The organism is Roseateles sp. FW305-36 (assembly GCF_058787015.1).
The window spans coordinates 1-15,899 of sequence record NZ_JBYSZK010000006.1 but is presented as its reverse complement, the minus strand read 5'-3'; the positions used below and the strand labels follow the sequence as shown (position 1 = coordinate 15,899).

Here is a 15,899-nt window from a genome sequence, read left to right as displayed (position 1 = left end):
GCTCAGGCCACCATCTGCAGAGTTTCGGTCAGCACCGACACGTCGATTTGCTCACGCGCAGCGAACTGCAGGTACAGATGCTTGACGAGCAGAGGCTTCTTCTCGGGTCGAATCTTGATGCCACGGGTGAGCGCCCATTCGTCCACCTCAGCAGAAATCTTGAGGGCCAGCTCCCAATTCAGCATCCGTGCAGCTGCAGTCTGGCCGGGCTCATCGGTCAAAACTTTGAGCACGTCGAAGCCGTGTGCCCCGAGCTCTAGCAAGCGCTCGGCTCCCAACGCCGTTTGGTCCGTCTCGATCATGGCGATGACCGCACGGCTCACATTCAGCTTCTCAGCGACTTCTCGCTGGCTGAGCTTCAGCCGCTTGCGTTCCGCAGCGAGGCGATTTCCGAACATGTTTGATGCTCCTTGCAGATCCGGCCCGTCAAAGGGAGATGATCTACAGAGTATCAAACATTCTTACGCTGGTCAGCATTATTGACACATGCCGCAAAAGAGTCGACGATCCAGGCATGCCCACCATCAGAACGCCGGATGAAGCGCGGGCCTGGCTTTCCAGGCATGGCGTGACCATTGCCGAATGGGCGCGTGTGTACGGGTTCAAACCTTCGGTGGTTGCGGCGCTTTTGGCTGGCCGCTCGCAAGGCTGCTGGGGTGAAGCGCACAACGCTGCTGTCGCATTGGGACTCAGGCCGCCTCCAGATGCAGAGGAAGAGCACCCACTCGCTGCGGCGTTCCCACGCCCCGAGCCCCTGCCTCATCGAGGAGCTAAATCATGACATAAGCCCACGTCAGAAAAATTCGTGGGACACAAGCACCACGCCCCGGGAACCTCGTCAAAGGCGCCCGGGGCGTGTTTGGGATGTGCGAGCAGACTTTGTCCAAGTGGCCTGACTCGACTTTCCACCAAAGCGCCTCTTCTGTCAATCCGGCCCGAGGGCCGGACGGGGCTGCTGTGCTGTGCCTTCTTCGATCACCCGGCGTCAAACGGATGCACGGAGACAGCGATGGAAAAGTACAAGCTCAGCGAGCCGCGCTTCAGGGAAATCTTGCGCCGCCAGCTGAACCCGGCCTTTGGCGCGGGCTATGAAGCATCGATCAGGGCGTGCCGTGAAGAGGCGCCCTCAAAAAGCAGTCCTGCCACAGTCTGGTCCGACCTGATCGGGCGCGACATCCACACCCTTTCGGAGCCCGAGCGCAACGTCCTGGCCGTCCTGCTCTACTTCCCTGGGCTTGTCGACATTCAAGAGCAGCGGATGCTGCCGTTCCTCCCGGCTGCGCATCCCCTCACGGGGCACCCTCGCGCCATCGGCCTGAAGCTGAAGGAGTTCAGGGGCACCTTGGCGGTCGCTGCGGAGTTACACCGCATGGAGTGGCACCCCGTGGTCCAGTGGGTCACCGAGGAGAAGGAAAAGCGCGAGATGCCGGGCTGCTTCATCGGCGACTTCCTGGCGTTTCTGCAGGACCGCGACGGCATTTATTGCGTCAACTTCAACGTCAAACAGACTCGCGCAGAGTTCACGGCGCCTGCGGTGGGCGTCACCGTGAAGACGAACATGAACCGTGCGATCGTGAGGGAGACGGCGCGCCACGAAGTCGAGAGACAGGTTTACGCGGACATAGACATTCCCACCATCGAGGTGGCAGCTGAAGAGCTTCCCACGATCTTGACCGCCAACCTGCGATGGGCAATGGGCTGGCAGAGTCGCGGGCACGGCCTTTCGCTCGATCAAGAGCAACTCGTCCTGGACGCGCTCAACCATGGTCTTGAGCAGTCCATCTCTGCACTGGATGTGATGGTTGCCGTGGAGCTGTCTCACGGCATCCGCATGGAGCCCCAGAAGATCGTCCTCGCGCGAGGCATCTTGACCAGGAAAGTTCGCGTCGATCTCATCGGGAGCTACTTCTTCGTCAACAACCCGATGCTGCCGGAGCGGCAGGATGTTTTGAAGGAGTTCGGGCACTGGTTCAAGAGGTCAGCATGAGCATCAAGGCTGGCACTGAGATCACGGCACCGACGGGCTTCCACGAGCTTGCTCCTGGGCGGACCTACTACTTCCTTCGCAGCAGCCCTCGTACAAGGCTGGTCAGGCTGTTGGAGTTCGTGGAGCGTCCTGCAAAGCTTGTAGTCCTCAAACCATCCAAGAAGAACGATGGTGAGGATGCAACGCGGGATAAGAGCAAGAAGAAGCGCATGAAGCGCACGGTCGCGCAGTTGCCGCTCCCTATCTCCATAATTTTGCCGCGCGACGTTTGGGAGAGCGGTCTAGATCGCCTCTTGGTCGTGCCCGGCGAGGCCAAGACGATGCCTCCTTGGTTGCACGGTCTTGAAAGCTTGGATCTGGTCGAAGTCGACCTGCAGCGCACCAAGGCGAAGAAGTCTCACCAGGACAGGATCGACGAAAAGCTGTTCAGCTTCGCGGCACTCCTGGAGAAAGCTCCGGACATCCTCGACGACGAGGATCTTGACAAGACCATCAACGCTCATGCGCGCGGATTGATGCCCGCTCAAAACGAGACGCGCGTCAGACTGTGGTTCTTTGTCTACCTGGTATTCGGTCAGAACAGGTACGCATTGCACTACCCCATACAGCGCATCGGGCACTGGGATCGAATGACGCCGGACCGCGCGACGGACGCGAAGCGCGGCGCTCCGGGTCGCAAGGGCGGCTACAACACGACGGCCGAAATGCGCCAGAAGATCATTGAGTCCTACCCGCGCCGTGCGGGCATTGGAGTCAGCGACGAGCAGGTCTACAGCGAGGCGATGAGCAAGGATTTCGGCTGCAAGGCGCGCCTAGTTAGTCGCGGTCACGAAAAGCTGTTTGAGCTGTATCACCCTCAGGGAAACTCGTTCCCCTTGTTCGGGACTTACTTTTACTACGTCAATCAAGAGTTCAGGCCTCACCTTGTGCGAGAGACTAGGCTCGGTAGCAAGCGCGCGCGATCAAAGTTCAAGCCGACGCTGGGCAACTTTACCGAGTGCGCCTGGAACCTGATGCAGAAGGTCGAACTGGACGCATATCGCGTCTACGACCTGCCCAGGGGCTACATCGAGGGCAGCGATCTGCCGCCCTTGGTTGTCGTCGTAATTCGCGACACCGCCAGTGGCAAGAAGGCGGGGGTCGGCTTTTCCCAGGGCAGCGAGACCGCTGCGGCGTATCGCATGGCTCAGTTCTGCGCAGCCATCGGTTTCGAAGTGTTCGGGGCGCTCCTCGGAATGAAGATCAATGACAGCGCTAAAGGCGTATCTCCGCACATGGTCACGGATCGTGGGCCTGGTGCGACCGCTGGCGGTATCGCGCGTGACGCCGCGCTGCTCCCGATCGTCCGTCAGATCACGCCCTCCTATTCTGGGGTGTCAAAAGCCATCGTCGAGACCTCGAATCCGAAGACCGCTTCCGACGATGAGGGGCCTTCGTTCCGGCGCTCTGACATGACGACCGTCGCACTCGCCCGGCGAGAGCTCGGCAACGCGGTGGCCTACAACGAGATGACGCTGGTCGCGAATCGAGTCGACCCTGAGCTCGAGCATCGCGTCACGCGACTCAGCCCCAACGGCGTATGGGAAGCGATGGACTCGGTCGGCCGCAACGATGCCGTTTCAGTGACGTTTGAAGCCGCCGTGCGCGGCTACCTGGATGTCGTGGACGCTGTACTGAAGGATGACGGTCTGGAGATGGCGGGGCGTCGCTACTACTCGAAGTCGGAGGCCTTCATGGAGGCTCTGTCTGCGGTGAAGGGCGGCGGCCAGCAGATCAAGGTGAAGGTCTACGTTTTGAACTGCTGCGTTCGGCACGTTTGGTTCGAATGGAACAACCGGCTCGTTCAGCTTGACGTCCGGTACCGTTCGCCCGTGTCCAACGAGGTGATGGACATGTCGTTCGCCGAGGCCATCGAATACGACGAGCATCTGCAACGACGCGTCCATGATCACCAGGAGCAGAAGCGCGCCGCCAAGGTCTTCTTCCAACAGGACTTCAAGGATCAGACGGGTGACGAACTGGTGTCGGGTGTTCGCGTCGCCGGCAGGGCAAAGCGCGGTAGCGCCACTGCCCGACAGGAGGCCAAGGAGTCCAGGCAGAGCTCCGAAGGGCGGAAAGCAGCATGACCGAGTTGGATGCCACCATTTGGGCCAAGCGCTATGAAGATGCGTTGGCGCCTGGCGTCATCAAGTTGCGAGGGGAGAGCCGCGGCCAGACGCTCCAATCCCTCCTGGCCTTGGACGTCGAGGCGGCTTGCATTGCGCTGAAGGAGGGGTTGGAGGAGGTTGTCCTGGTCACGGTCCAGGTCGAGAGGATTGTTACGACGCTGATTCAGCGGGCACTGGCACACGCACGGGCCGTCTACAGAGATCCGCAGGTGGTGCTAGCGGCCGCATACAACGGTGTGGCGACAGATGCCTTCTTGATGCCGATGCTCCTCACGGGCCTGGCCGGCGCTGGCAAGTCTTGCGTTCGCACTGTGCTTCGACGAGTTCTGGCGGGACGGACAACGATCCGGATCGATGCGTCGCATGCTGCGGTTCCTCTTATCGATTTCATCGACGGCAATATCGGGCGGAAAGCCAGTTCATCGGCGGTCATCAGAGGGCTGGTGGAGGACATCTCCGGGGGAAGTGGCTGGAGTGGCAAGGGAGGCCCCGTCGAAGAGGCCGCACGCTTGATCCGCCTCTGCGGTGCGTGCTTGCTCGGCGCAGACGAAACGCAATTCATGGCGCAGTCCGCCACCGCCACGACGTTGATCACCCGCACCTTGCTATGTCTTGGAGAGTTGCAAGTGCCCTGGGTGGTGATCGCCAACTATTCCTTGGGTTGGAAGCTGCGCAAGCGCCCCCCCGAGGCGATGCAGCGCCTGTTGGGTGACCCCGTGGTCATGCTGCCTGATCAGCCGGACTCACAAGATTGGGAAGACCTGCTGACGGCGTATCAGGTGGTGCTCAAGGACGTGATGGATTTTCAGTTGGTGGACCATCGCGTCGAGCTCTGGAATCTTTGCGCCGGCTTGAAGCGCGAGTTGGTCAAGTTGCTGGTTCTCAGTTACCGAGTTGCGCGAGTAGGGGCCGCTTCTAAAGTGTCTTGGAACCATGTGCGTCAGGCGTTCGCATCGGTGCAGTTCAGCGTCTCGCGCGACGACGTCAACACACTGATCGCGCATGCTGGACAAGGCGGCAAACTCAGGAAGGATCTGTTGTGTCCCTTCGACGGGCCAGAGATCAGCGAGGGCGTCAACGCCTACTCGGCGAAGCTTCTTGAAGCACGGGCTGAAAAGCTCGCGCTGGCCACCGTCAGGGAGTCTATGAACCGGCGCGAGCGCGAGGCAATCGACAACATCGAAAAAGCGGCGGCGCCGATACCCGTGCAGCCAGCGCAAGTCATCGATATGCCAAAGCGTCGTGCACCTCGCACACTCGAAAACCTGCAGGCCGCTGCGCAGGATTTCTTGGCCTCGCTGGGGAAGCCGTCCAACGAGCCGTAACGCCGTTGGCTCTGTCGAGCGGGAGGCCAACCGACCATGCCGAGGCTTTACGCACGTCTCGGCTACCTATTCGCCACCGAAAAAGTGGGGCCTAGGGCTAGCCCGCATGCAGTCGTCAAAGGCTAGCTGAGGGTCGTCGTAGAGGAGGCTCAGCACTAACACGAGTGCGTTTGCGCTCAGCTCAACTGGGCCAAGCAGGCCCTGTTCGCTGGAAATAGGTGGCGCCTGAATCTCTCTGATCAAACTAGGCACTAGTTTTGCCAAGAATGCGCTTGGAAAAGTATCGAAGGCCAATTTTGCAATACAACCTTCGATGCTCTGCTCATATCGGGTCGTCAAACCAGTGGTTAAAGCTCTGAGCCTTATTCGAGCAGAGATCGTGGTCCAGCGTTGATTGCTCGCTAGGAGTGCTGTGGCCATTCGATGCATTTTGGAGATTGCTTCGTTTTCGCCCCAGTCAGCCCGGCGTTTGTGACTCCAGTCCTTGGATTGATAAACGTCTAATGGATCGCGTGCGCCCGAATTTTCACGATCGACAGCCTTCGATAGGAGTGCGCCATGCACATCGCAATGAATTGCCGTTGGGAGTTGATGGATGCGGTGCCAAATGGCGTAACCACGTTGTGCGTGCTCATCGCGAGCACACAAATGGCAAAAGAATAGCCCTCTAAGCGGCGTTGCAAATGCTTCGTATCCGGCAAGCGACGGCGAGGCAAATTCCTTCAAACGATCGCTATCGAATGGTTCGTCCACGCCAATGCTCGAGTAAGCGAGCATGGAATGCCTAGAGAGGTACTCATCGACCGGCAGATGACATTCGGAAGAAATTGCCTGCAGAAGGTCAACTCGACGAGGTGAAGCTCGATGCCGAAGCATTCGCTGCGTATCAGCTCTCGTTCGCCCCCCAAGCCACCGATGCAGTCTTCCGAAATGCCCTGGGAGCAATTCGCCACTCCATGGTAGTGGTAACTGCATCATCGGCTGCGCCGGTGTAGCCGAAAGCATCAAGGCGCTTGCGTGAGATGTTCTTCAACAGCGCGCATGAGGGCGGTCGGACTGCACCCAAGTGCCGTTGCAATCTTGAGCATCACACCCAATGACGGTTGGCGCGTGCCGCGCTCAAGGTGGCCGAGAAAGCCGCGGTCGACCCCAGCAGACAGTGCAAGCGCCTCTTGGGCCAAGCCGCTTGCTGTCCTCAGAGCAAGCACTGCGCGCCCAAAAGCTCGGGCGGAAATTGGGTCGAAGGATGTTGACCCGCGTGGGCGACCCCCTAGACGCGGCGTTGGCGGTGGCATGCCGCCATGCTTGGCCTCGGGCTAGAATCAGACCACTGTTTATAAACACCAAAGTCAGCGGTGCGTGCCGGTTGAGCTTGGGTGTCTTTGGAGCGACAGGGCCCTATGTCGACGCTTGAAGAGAGGTTGCGTTCGTTGCACCAGGCGCGCGAGCTGATGCAGACCGCTCTCGACGGAGCGCACCTTTCGGCGTTGTGTCGTGCAGATGCTGCTCGAGCGCTATCCGCTTACCCCACGCAAGACGACATCGACCGCCTTATGGAAGGTGTTGACCCGGCGACGCTCAGCAAATGGGGCGAGTCGCTGGCAACGACCCGGTCCGTGCTCAAAGCGTGTTGCCGGATCCCTGAGTGCCGCAGTTGGGCGCTGGGGGTCGAACGCCACTTTCCGGAGGCCTCCTTCCTTCCCGAGATAGGTCAGCTAGAGCCGTGGATCCCTGCTTTCTTAGATCCACTGCGGCCACTTCGGTCAATACAGGGGCCGCTTGTCGGAAAGGGCCAGGAGGCTAATTCTGGTCAATGAAATTACAACAAACCTCGGGCCTGTGAATTCAATGTGGCGCCGTAGAACGCCAGCCAGACCATCCGATTGTTGCTAAACGGGATATGGTGCACATGAAGTCGAAGCGTTTCGTCGGAGCGGCGATATCTATATTCTCAATCGGTTCGGTTGCGTTCGCTGATCCGCCGCCACCGGCAGGGCTGATAGGCGACCTCAAGTGGGGAGACGACATCCTGGCTATAAGGAAAAAACTCCCGCAGCTGGTAGAGGTTAAGGATTGCGACGACGAGAGGATCCGGAAGTTTTGGAGCTATCGTGGAAACTCCTGCAGCTACTGGGAGGCGTTTCAATATCGGATAGGCTCAGATGACTACCGTGTGAGGGTTCGGCTCACTGAGGGGGCAAACGCCAGCCTCGCAGTAGTTTCATTTGAACAGCTTGAGCTGCTTGAGCGATGGCCGAGGGAAGAGCAAATTGGTCGCACATCAAAGAAGTGCGCACAGACAAAGGCGAAGCTCGAGAAATTGCACGGCCCAGCAATCATAAATAGTGAGTCAAATGACACGGGCAAATTGTGGCTATCCTATCGTTGGGAAATGAAGCCACAGAGTGTGCTCTACCTAAATTGCGAAAGTGAACGGTCTGGTAAATCGCTTGTCGCTTTTAGCTATGAAAGAAACAGCAGCTGAGGGCGGAAAAGCGCGTGCACAAGCTGGCCATATGTGTCAGCTCTCCCTGAATATTTGCTGCTTTCGAGCGGCGTATGTCTGTACCGCGGCGATCCCAGTGGCGCTTGTGCGCAGTTGATGCCTGGCTCGGGCAAGAGCATCAGCTTCTCGCTGAGACGGGAAGCCATGACCCGCTGTCTGGCGGGGCGAGACCCGGACGAATGAGCGAGCCTGCCTTCCCATCCTGATGGCGTGAGTGCCCAGTTGCGTTGGTCTGCGATGTGCCTCTGCGAGCGAGCTTCTCGTGCGTCCCGCTGCGTCGCAGGGTCTAGCGGGATCTACAGCGAGGTAATGGCGGCGCGAGCTCAACGCATCTGAAATGCTTGAGCCATCACCAACTTGAACCATCGCAGTGCATAACCGCGCTGTGGGATGGGCGAGCGTGAGTCCTGCGCGCCCTCCGGGCATCCTCTAGCGGTTGGGACTACGTCTTGAATTGGCATCACATCGCCGCGGGCTCACTTTGGGCCTGTCGAGCGCTGCCAGAATCGCTGCCAGCGGCGTGCGTATAAAGCGTCGCACCATGGAGGAGCGAAGTTATGCAGAGCTCAGATGCGGCAGCGAAAGCTGGGACGTTGAAGTTACCAAAGCTCATGCTGGCCGACGGCAGGTACGTGACACGTGGCAAGCCTCTCAGCGGCGGTCTGGCTCAGGTGTACCGAGCATCGGACACAGAGACCGGTGAAACCGTCGCTGTGAAGGTTTTCCGCGTCACGGGTGAGCCGGACGACATCGTCGAAGAGTCGTTCCGACGAGAGGTCCAGGCGCTCTCGGAGCTGAAGCACCCCGGAATCATCCGCATTCTGGATTCTGGGCGCGATGACGACGAGGAAGTGCACTACCTCGTGATGGACTGGGTGGACCAGGACCTCAAGGCGAAGTATTTGGAGGCGCCTTCGTCCCAGCCTGCATTCGCCGACTGGGATAGCTACTACCAAGCGATTGGGCGTGCTGTGCTGGAGGCGCTGTCGTTTGCCCACTCTCGCGGGGTGTCGCATCGAGATGTCAAGCCAAGCAACATCCTGCTGACAGCAGAGGGTCAGGTCCGACTCTGCGACTTCGGCATCTCGAAAATCCGGAACTTTCTTGCGCCTGGTGTCACGCTCGCCCAGTTCGCCTCCGAACCGTTTTCTCCGCCAGAGCCAGACGACGGCAGCTACAGCTACAGCCGAGACGTCTTCGGCTTCGCCGTCCTGAGTTTGACTCTGCTCAGCTCGTCGCCGGTCAAAACCGCGGCGGACGTGCAGCGCGTCGTGGAGGAGGTCGACGTTCCTGCCGGCGTTCGGCAGTTGCTACGTCGATGTCTCTCGACGGACAGCCCAGCGGACCGACCTGCGATGGCTGCAGTGCTGATTGCTGAGCTGGCACAAGCTGCTCCGCAGGCCTTGCCGATGAGGCCGGTGGCGCTATTCGTGCTCACGCACAAGGTGCGTGCAACGCTCGAACACGACATGGCTATCACCGGCGCCGATGCTGAGCGATTTGTGACCGCAGACCTTGCCATGGCAGTCGGTGAGCAGATGCCTGAAGATGCTGAGCGTCCGGGCTGGAGCATGTACCTTTACGGGGCGAAGTACGGCTACATCGCGCGACCCGATGAGACCGGCAGCAAGCTGGCCCTGGTGAGCGCCCGGGATTACTCGGCATCCGAGCTAGAGCGACGCACCAAGCAGGCGTTCAATCTTGGCGTGCGTTTTGACAGCACTGGCACTGCCCCAGGGGCGTCAACCGCTGCGCTAGCTGCGATGCGCGAGGTGCTCGCCGAAGCGCACGAGGAACGCAAGCACCAGAAGCTGGAAGAGCGTGAGCGCAAGCTGTTCTACACGTGGCTGGACTTGCTATCTGCAAAGGCCGCCATGGAGAAGCAGCGGCAGACCTACCTGTTGTACGAGAAGAAGGAAGAGTTCCAAGAGTTCCTCAAGCTGAGCCTTTCGCCCAATCAGACAGCCAACATGCTGTTGGACCAACAGGTTTCCATCGATGCGGGGTTGCGGGACGTCTTCCAAGGGCTTGTGGTGAGAGCGCACGGCAACGCCCTGCTCATTCGACCAAGCGAGCGCAACAGGCTCAGCCTCGCCGCTCTGCCCGATTCCGGGCGGGTCGAGACGGACTCGACCCGAACTGAGATGGCACTGGACCGACAACGAGCGGCTGTGGAGGCTGTCAGGTACGGTCGCTCCGTGAATCCGGAGCTCGGAAAACTAATCGCGAGCCCGGAGAAGGCCTACGTCCCTCCGCCTCAGGACGTCGAGTTCATCCAGACCAAGATTGATGACGACAAGAAGGCTGCGGTGCTTGCTGCCTACGCTGGACCTGACCTGCTGGTTGTGGAGGGGCCACCTGGCACTGGCAAAACCACTTTCATCACCGAGCTCGTCCTGCAAACATTGCGGCGCGAGCCGAACGCGCGAGTGCTGCTGACCTCGCAAACGCACGTGGCGCTGGACAACTCCCTGGAACGAATCGTCTTGCAGTCGGGCGGCAAAGTCGAAGCCATCCGGATTGGTCAGCGAGAGGATGACCGCATCGCGCAAAGCACGCGCGAGCTGCTGCTCGACGAGCAGTTGCCAGTGCTCCGCAAGCGGGCCCTGGCCTCCGGTGCGGCGTTCTTGGAAGAGCGTGCCGCCGCACTGGGCGTCCCCCTGGAGCAAGTCCGCCGCTCCATGGCGCTGGACAAGCTTTGCAGCTTGAAGACACGCCTGGAGCAGGTCACATCGCGAATCCAAGCTATTGCGAAGCTGCTCGAAGAGCACAAGGTGAAACCGCTGCTGCCCGAGTTCCTGCGGCAAAAGAAGGACGAGCTCACCGGCTTGGCCGCCGAACAGGAGGAGCTTGATAGGAGCGCGACCGCAGCCCAGTCCGAGCTTGCGAAGTACGTGTCAAAGGAAGACTTCGCCGAGTTCACCCAGTGTCCGCTCGAAGAGTTGCGAATCTGGGTTGATGAGTACAACGACCGCTCGGCTGGAGGGGCTCAGCTCAAGGACCTGCTGCATATTCACGCCGACTGGTCAGCGGAGTTCGGACGCAGCGTCGAGTTCAAGGCCGCCGTGGTGGCCTCAGCTCAGGTGGTCGCCGGCACATGCCTTGGGGTGGCCAGCGTCCCCGGCAAGCACGACTTGACCTACGATCTGTGCATCGTCGATGAGGCATCGATTGCCACACCGACCGAGGTCCTGGTCCCCATGTCTCGCTCGCATCGGACCGTGCTCGTGGGCGATAACAAGCAGCTTTCGCCGTTTCAGGACCGCGAGCTGGGCAATGCAGGCCTTCTCGAGAAGTTCGGGCTGGTTCCTGCGGACCAGAAGCTGACGCTGTTCCAGCGACTGACCGAGGGACTGCCCGCAGACCTACGCAAGACGCTGACGACCCAGCATCGGATGTTGCCGGCACTGGGAAATCTTGTCTCTGAGTGCTTCTACAACGGGCAGCTGAAAAGCATAGAACGTGCGCCGGCCGAGCACTTGGCAGGCGTCTGGGACAGACCGGTGATGTGGTTCTCCACGTCGCGGCTGCCCAGGCACCGCTCCCAGAAAGTGGGTACGTCGTACTACAACGATGTCGAGGTCGAGGAGATCTTGAAGCAAATCGGCTTGTTGGACTTCAAGATGAAGAACGGCAAGTTTCCGGCCAAGAAGGTCAGCGTCGCGTTGCTGACGGGTTATGGCGAGCAGCGACAGCGCCTTGACCAGAGCGTCCAGTCCAGACGACATGAGTGGAAGAGTTTCAGTGACATCTACGTCAACGTCGTCGATGCCTTCCAGGGCCGCGAGGCTGACGTGGTGCTGTTCTCCGTCACCCGCTCTGAGGTTGAGAACCTCGGCTTCTTGAAGGAGATGGAGCGCATCAACGTTGCGCTTTCACGAGGCAAGGAACTGCTCGGCATCGTCGGCGACCACTACTACTGCCAGACCGTCAAGGGCGATGTGAATCCGCTCAAGGACGTGATTGAGCACATACGACGCAACCCGGCTGACTGCCAGATTCAGGAGTTGCAGCCGTGACGCTTCAGACGATGTTGAACGAGGCGGCTGTCAGCCGCCCTGGCCTGCAACTCACGTGCTTCAAAGAAGCGGGGCTGCCGATTTACGTGCTCAACGTGCGCGTTCTCGTCAAAGAAGTCAGGGCACTTCCGCCCATAGAGACTGCGGTGCTTCGCGCGGTGCGAGCTGGACTCACCCAGCCGCACGAGATCTATCGTTTCCTCGGCCTGCCTGAGCGCTCTCTCATGCCAGTGCTGGCGGAATTGGGAAAGAAGGAATATCTGCAGTACAGCAGACCCATTGGCAGTGCTGATGCAATGGTCAAGTTGACGGCGCCGGGCCGACTAGCCGTCGCGGAGGCCTGCTCCGTTCTGCCGGTCGAGCGAACGGTTCAGATTTGCTGGGACGCGCTGACCCGAAAGGTTGTGAACATCAGTCCAGAGCAGCTCACGAAGCCCCGAGACATGACGGAGCAGGGGCGCTTCGAAGTGCCCGGCGCAAGCGCCCGCGAGCTTCGACCTGCAGACATTTCGTTGGAATTCTTCGATGCCATCCTCGAGAGGAACAAGTCGGCTCTGGCCCTGAAGCAAGAACTCATCGCCATCCAGAGCATCGACCGCCGTGAGCTTCGCTATCTCGAATGCCTGATGTTGTTTTACCGGAGGACGAAAGAGCCTGCGGTTATCGATGTTGGCTTTTGGAGAGAGGACGGGGCGTCACTTCCCCACGAGCAGGCTTTCCGCGAGATTGGCGGTCCTGAGCGAGTCGGCGCGCGGCTGCTTGCAGAGTCTGCCAGCACTAGGCCGGAGTCTGTCATGCAAAACGGACGGGAGGCACAAGTGGTGGCGGGAGTCGCGGGCCGACCTGCCACTCCTGTCGAGCCAGAGGACCTCGATGGCAGTACGCTGCAATCGCTGCTCTGCCACCAGCATCCTCAGGTCTTGCGGGATGCACTCAAGAACGCCAAGTCGAGACTGTTGATCATCTCGCCCTGGATTCGGCACCAGGTTGTAGACCGATTCTTCCTCGGGGACCTTGAGGCAGCCCTCCGTCGTCGGGTGAAGGTACACATCGGATACGGCATCGATGAGGGCGATCGTCAGGGACAACCTGCGGCGCCAGCGGCCGCCGGCGTCAAGCCAGCAATCACAGAGCAGGCAAAGCGAGCACTGGACGCGCTGGCAAAGCGCTACCCAAATTTCAGGTTTGTCTACATAGGCAACACCCACCGGAAAATGCTCGTGTGCGACAACGAATTTTCAGTGACCACGAGCTTCAATTGGCTTTCCTTCAGGGGCAGCCCGCGCGACAAGCCGAGGGACGAGTATGGGCAGCTGGTTCGAAAGCGGCACTACATCGACCAGCACTACGACGAGGGAATTCATCTCATTGAGCAGGGCTACCAAGGGGGCTAATCCAGCTTCTCGGCCACGGCCTCGCCAATGCGTTGCATGGCCTGCCCGCAGCCGCAGCGGTGGACCCTGCAGGGTGAGATTTGGCGGACGCGTAGGTTGCTGCGTGGCTTCTCGCTCCAGTACTTGTCTGGTGCACTTTCCCTGAGCTACCATTCTTGCCGGCTGCCCAAGCCTGCCGTGCACCCGCGCTACCGCGGAAGGTAAACCAGGGCCCATGACTTCCTCCCGCTTGGTACCTCGTGAACTGGGCGCGGCAAGGTGCACACCGCAATGCCCACTTCTACTCGAGGTATTGCATGACTTCCCCAATTTTTGAGAACCTCCCTGCTAGCCGCTGGGATGAAATGTGCCATCGACTCAAGCCGCTGCTTGGTGACGTCAAGGGTGCTTTGGGGCCCCAGTGGCATGAGAAGGCAGAAGCGTTTTTCACTGAAGCTGACTTCCTGGTGGCTGAAGCCATCTTGAGTGGATCCAAGTCCCTACCCGACTGGTTCCTCATCCGCTACGCGCCTGCCGGACGACATCTGGATGATGAAGACAACAGCGTTAGTTGCGCGCCATCATGGTCTGATGGACTGGCTGTTCTGCTTCGTGCCTGCGAGAGCAATCGCTTCCTGCCAAGCCGCGTGGAGTGTGATGGTGCTGCGCGCACGCTGCGTCTATTCGTCGGCGAGGAACTTCTGGCAACCTTGATGCCACTGCCCCGTGTCTATCTAGCGCCTGAACTCCGCCAGCGTTCCTTGAATACCGTTTGCGGACTCAGGAGGTCAGCCGACGCGGATGCCGAACTGCTCAAGCGAGCGCGCAGGTGGCCCGGCCTGTCTGCTCTTCAAACGGTTGAGTCTCGTGCCAACCATGAGATGCAGGAACTCCGTGACCGTATGGCTCACCATCCGATCCCGCAAGAATGGCTGCAATCTGCACGCATGCTTTGCGCCGCGTGTTCGAAGGACAACGTCGACACGGCGACAGTTCAGGCGGTGGCCGCAGTGGCCTTGGGTGCCCAGAGTTGGAATCACCTTGCTGCTCCGCACGGAGACCTCAGTGCGCGCCTGCTGCAGCCATGGTTTATCAGCAAGGACGACGAGATTTGCGGGTTTCACGCCGACGCCTTCGACGCGGTGGCTGACTTGTTCACGCGCGCCTCTCGTGTGTGCACAACAGAGTGGCAAGGCGTGGTTCTCGAGAGTCGCTACAGCTTCTCGGCGCCCGACTACGTACCCCGCTATTCGTTGAGCGAACGTTGTCCGGACATGCCCAGCCCATCGCTCGATGTGCGGCAGCTGGCGGTCTATCCCGTGGCGCGTTCCGAATCCAGGGTCGAGGTTCTCGAGCGGGTGCTCGGCGTGGGACCGATGGCGACCGAGACGATTGCCGCACTGTTCGGTATTGGCTTGCCGGTAGACGTCAAGGCGAAGATGCTCGACGAGCGATCTGAGGAAACCCTGATCGTGCAGGACGGTCCTTGGCGGTTCACGAGGATCGGTGAACCGGTCACCACAGGGGCGTTAGTTCGAGTTCACCGCGTAGGCGTTGACGGCAACTGCGTCTGGTCCGCTGGAGTGCCTGCCTACAAGGGTCTGTTGCAGACGCATCGTGAATCCGGTTTCCATGTCTTCTGCGCCGACTATGACGGCGCCCATCCGGTTGCAGTCATCGACGGGCTGAGTCCGGCTGCTGTCGCTCAGGTTCGCGCGAACTTGCCTGACACCTCGGAGGATCGTCTGGAGTTCAAAGAGGAGAGCAGACGAGAACGCGACAAGAATGACTTTAGGAAGCTGTTGGCCCGCGCGTTGACCAGGCGCTCGCTTGCTTGAGCACGTTGTTTGTCCAACGCTGCATAGCTTGCTGCCTTCACTTGTTTGCGATCGATGCCGACGCTGTCGTAGCGAGCGCGGCCCGCACGTTGGAGCTCGCAGACGAGAGATTCTGAGCTCAACCTGAAGTTTTCGGCTGCGGAGCTTGAGTCTGGACACTGCCTCGCAGGTCCCGACGGTCTTTATTTGTAGGGCACGTCGACAACCGTAGCTTTGGATGACTTCCGACGGTCTTTGCTTGGTTGCGCGGTGCTTGCAAAATCAAGGACTTAGAGGGCTCGTTTCCGACGGTCTTTATTTGTTGGAGTCACCTGACTCCAACAAATAATGTCCGTCGGGCCCGAATAAAGTCCGTCGGGCGTTTTCCGCACTGCGGGATTTCGAGTCCCGGGACGGCTTCCCCCGGCCGCGGTCCTCGCGCGCGTCGCTGCGCTGGATCCCGTTCGTAGGTGATGGAGGGGGCGCCGGAAGCAAGCGACGTTCGGCGGAGCGACGTGGCGCGTTCAGCAGATCAGACACCAAAGTCTTGTATTCAGTTTCCACGACTTGACTGGCGAGCGCGCTGTTCGCCGGCGGCCCATTGGCGGCGCCTGCGAAGAGAGTGGCGTGAGCGTCCAGTCTGGCCATCTTGAAGATCGGCAAGGAGCATAGGAGCCTAGTCCCCATTAGCAACTCTTGGTGGA

At 59.9% G+C, this 15,899-nt stretch carries 12 protein-coding genes; 9 read left to right on the top strand and 3 right to left on the bottom strand.

Annotation, left to right across the window (positions count from 1 at the left end):
• Nucleotides 1-2: 2 nt before the first annotated feature.
• Nucleotides 3-398 carry a helix-turn-helix domain-containing protein gene (locus tag AC3WOE_RS12565; protein ID WP_492690869.1) on the bottom strand — a complete coding sequence of 132 codons (396 nt, stop codon included), beginning with the start codon at nucleotides 396-398 and terminating at the stop codon, nucleotides 3-5.
• A 5-nt stretch (nucleotides 399-403) separates the two neighbouring features.
• Between AC3WOE_RS12565 and AC3WOE_RS12560 the strand changes: the two genes are divergently transcribed.
• From AC3WOE_RS12560 to AC3WOE_RS12545, 4 genes are all read left to right on the top strand, one after another.
• Nucleotides 404-781 carry a DNA-binding protein gene (locus AC3WOE_RS12560; protein ID WP_492690867.1) on the top strand — a complete coding sequence of 126 codons (378 nt, stop codon included), beginning with the start codon at nucleotides 404-406 and terminating at the stop codon, nucleotides 779-781.
• A gap of 228 nt (nucleotides 782-1,009) precedes the next feature.
• A complete protein-coding gene (locus tag AC3WOE_RS12555) occupies nucleotides 1,010-1,987 on the top strand; it encodes a PDDEXK family nuclease (protein WP_492690865.1) in 978 nt (325 codons plus the stop codon).
• A complete protein-coding gene (locus AC3WOE_RS12550; protein WP_492690864.1) occupies nucleotides 1,984-4,113 on the top strand; it encodes a hypothetical protein in 2,130 nt (709 codons plus the stop codon). Before AC3WOE_RS12555 ends, AC3WOE_RS12550 begins: the two co-directional genes overlap by 4 nt.
• Complete coding sequence (locus AC3WOE_RS12545; RefSeq protein WP_492690862.1) at nucleotides 4,110-5,480, top strand: hypothetical protein; 1,371 nt, start codon at nucleotides 4,110-4,112, stop codon at nucleotides 5,478-5,480. The genes AC3WOE_RS12550 and AC3WOE_RS12545 overlap by 4 nt, the downstream gene beginning before the upstream one ends.
• A 66-nt stretch (nucleotides 5,481-5,546) precedes the next feature.
• Here the strand turns inward: AC3WOE_RS12545 and AC3WOE_RS12540 are convergent, their stop codons facing one another.
• Together AC3WOE_RS12540 and AC3WOE_RS12535 are read right to left on the bottom strand one after the other, a co-directional pair.
• Complete coding sequence (locus AC3WOE_RS12540; protein WP_492690860.1) at nucleotides 5,547-6,233, bottom strand: hypothetical protein; 687 nt, start codon at nucleotides 6,231-6,233, stop codon at nucleotides 5,547-5,549.
• Between the two features lie 251 nt (nucleotides 6,234-6,484).
• Nucleotides 6,485-6,775: a helix-turn-helix domain-containing protein gene (locus AC3WOE_RS12535; RefSeq protein ID WP_492690858.1), complete on the bottom strand. Its 291-nt coding sequence runs from the start codon at nucleotides 6,773-6,775 to the stop codon at nucleotides 6,485-6,487.
• A gap of 105 nt (nucleotides 6,776-6,880) precedes the next feature.
• On the opposite strand from AC3WOE_RS12535, the gene AC3WOE_RS12530 reads away from it, so the two are divergent.
• The 5 genes from AC3WOE_RS12530 to AC3WOE_RS12510 all read left to right on the top strand — a co-directional run bounded on the left by AC3WOE_RS12530 (nucleotide 6,881) and on the right by AC3WOE_RS12510 (nucleotide 15,216).
• Complete coding sequence (locus tag AC3WOE_RS12530) at nucleotides 6,881-7,297, top strand: BPSL0761 family protein (protein WP_492690856.1); 417 nt, start codon at nucleotides 6,881-6,883, stop codon at nucleotides 7,295-7,297.
• A 92-nt stretch (nucleotides 7,298-7,389) separates the two neighbouring features.
• Nucleotides 7,390-7,965, top strand: coding sequence for a hypothetical protein (locus AC3WOE_RS12525; RefSeq protein WP_492690854.1), 576 nt, complete (start codon nucleotides 7,390-7,392; stop codon nucleotides 7,963-7,965).
• 632 nt (nucleotides 7,966-8,597) lie between these two features.
• Nucleotides 8,598-12,005, top strand: coding sequence for a serine/threonine-protein kinase (locus tag AC3WOE_RS12520; RefSeq protein ID WP_492690852.1), 3,408 nt, complete (start codon nucleotides 8,598-8,600; stop codon nucleotides 12,003-12,005).
• Nucleotides 12,002-13,399, top strand: a complete 1,398-nt coding sequence (locus tag AC3WOE_RS12515) for a phospholipase D-like domain-containing protein (protein ID WP_492690850.1) — start codon at nucleotides 12,002-12,004, stop codon at nucleotides 13,397-13,399. Before AC3WOE_RS12520 ends, AC3WOE_RS12515 begins: the two co-directional genes overlap by 4 nt.
• 296 nt (nucleotides 13,400-13,695) lie before the next feature.
• A complete protein-coding gene (locus AC3WOE_RS12510) occupies nucleotides 13,696-15,216 on the top strand; it encodes a hypothetical protein (RefSeq protein WP_492690848.1) in 1,521 nt (506 codons plus the stop codon).
• The last annotated feature ends 683 nt before the right edge of the window (nucleotides 15,217-15,899 follow it).

Coding starts and splice junctions, on each gene's coding strand:
- AC3WOE_RS12565 (WP_492690869.1), bottom strand. CDS start 398: ATGTTCGGAAATCGCCTCGCTGCGGAACGCAAGCGGCTGAAGCTCAGC.
- AC3WOE_RS12560 (WP_492690867.1), top strand. CDS start 404: ATGCTCCTTGCAGATCCGGCCCGTCAAAGGGAGATGATCTACAGAGTA.
- AC3WOE_RS12555 (WP_492690865.1), top strand. CDS start 1,010: ATGGAAAAGTACAAGCTCAGCGAGCCGCGCTTCAGGGAAATCTTGCGC.
- AC3WOE_RS12550 (WP_492690864.1), top strand. CDS start 1,984: ATGAGCATCAAGGCTGGCACTGAGATCACGGCACCGACGGGCTTCCAC.
- AC3WOE_RS12545 (WP_492690862.1), top strand. CDS start 4,110: ATGACCGAGTTGGATGCCACCATTTGGGCCAAGCGCTATGAAGATGCG.
- AC3WOE_RS12535 (WP_492690858.1), bottom strand. CDS start 6,775: ATGCCACCGCCAACGCCGCGTCTAGGGGGTCGCCCACGCGGGTCAACA.
- AC3WOE_RS12530 (WP_492690856.1), top strand. CDS start 6,881: ATGTCGACGCTTGAAGAGAGGTTGCGTTCGTTGCACCAGGCGCGCGAG.
- AC3WOE_RS12525 (WP_492690854.1), top strand. CDS start 7,390: ATGAAGTCGAAGCGTTTCGTCGGAGCGGCGATATCTATATTCTCAATC.
- AC3WOE_RS12520 (WP_492690852.1), top strand. CDS start 8,598: ATGCTGGCCGACGGCAGGTACGTGACACGTGGCAAGCCTCTCAGCGGC.
- AC3WOE_RS12510 (WP_492690848.1), top strand. CDS start 13,696: ATGACTTCCCCAATTTTTGAGAACCTCCCTGCTAGCCGCTGGGATGAA.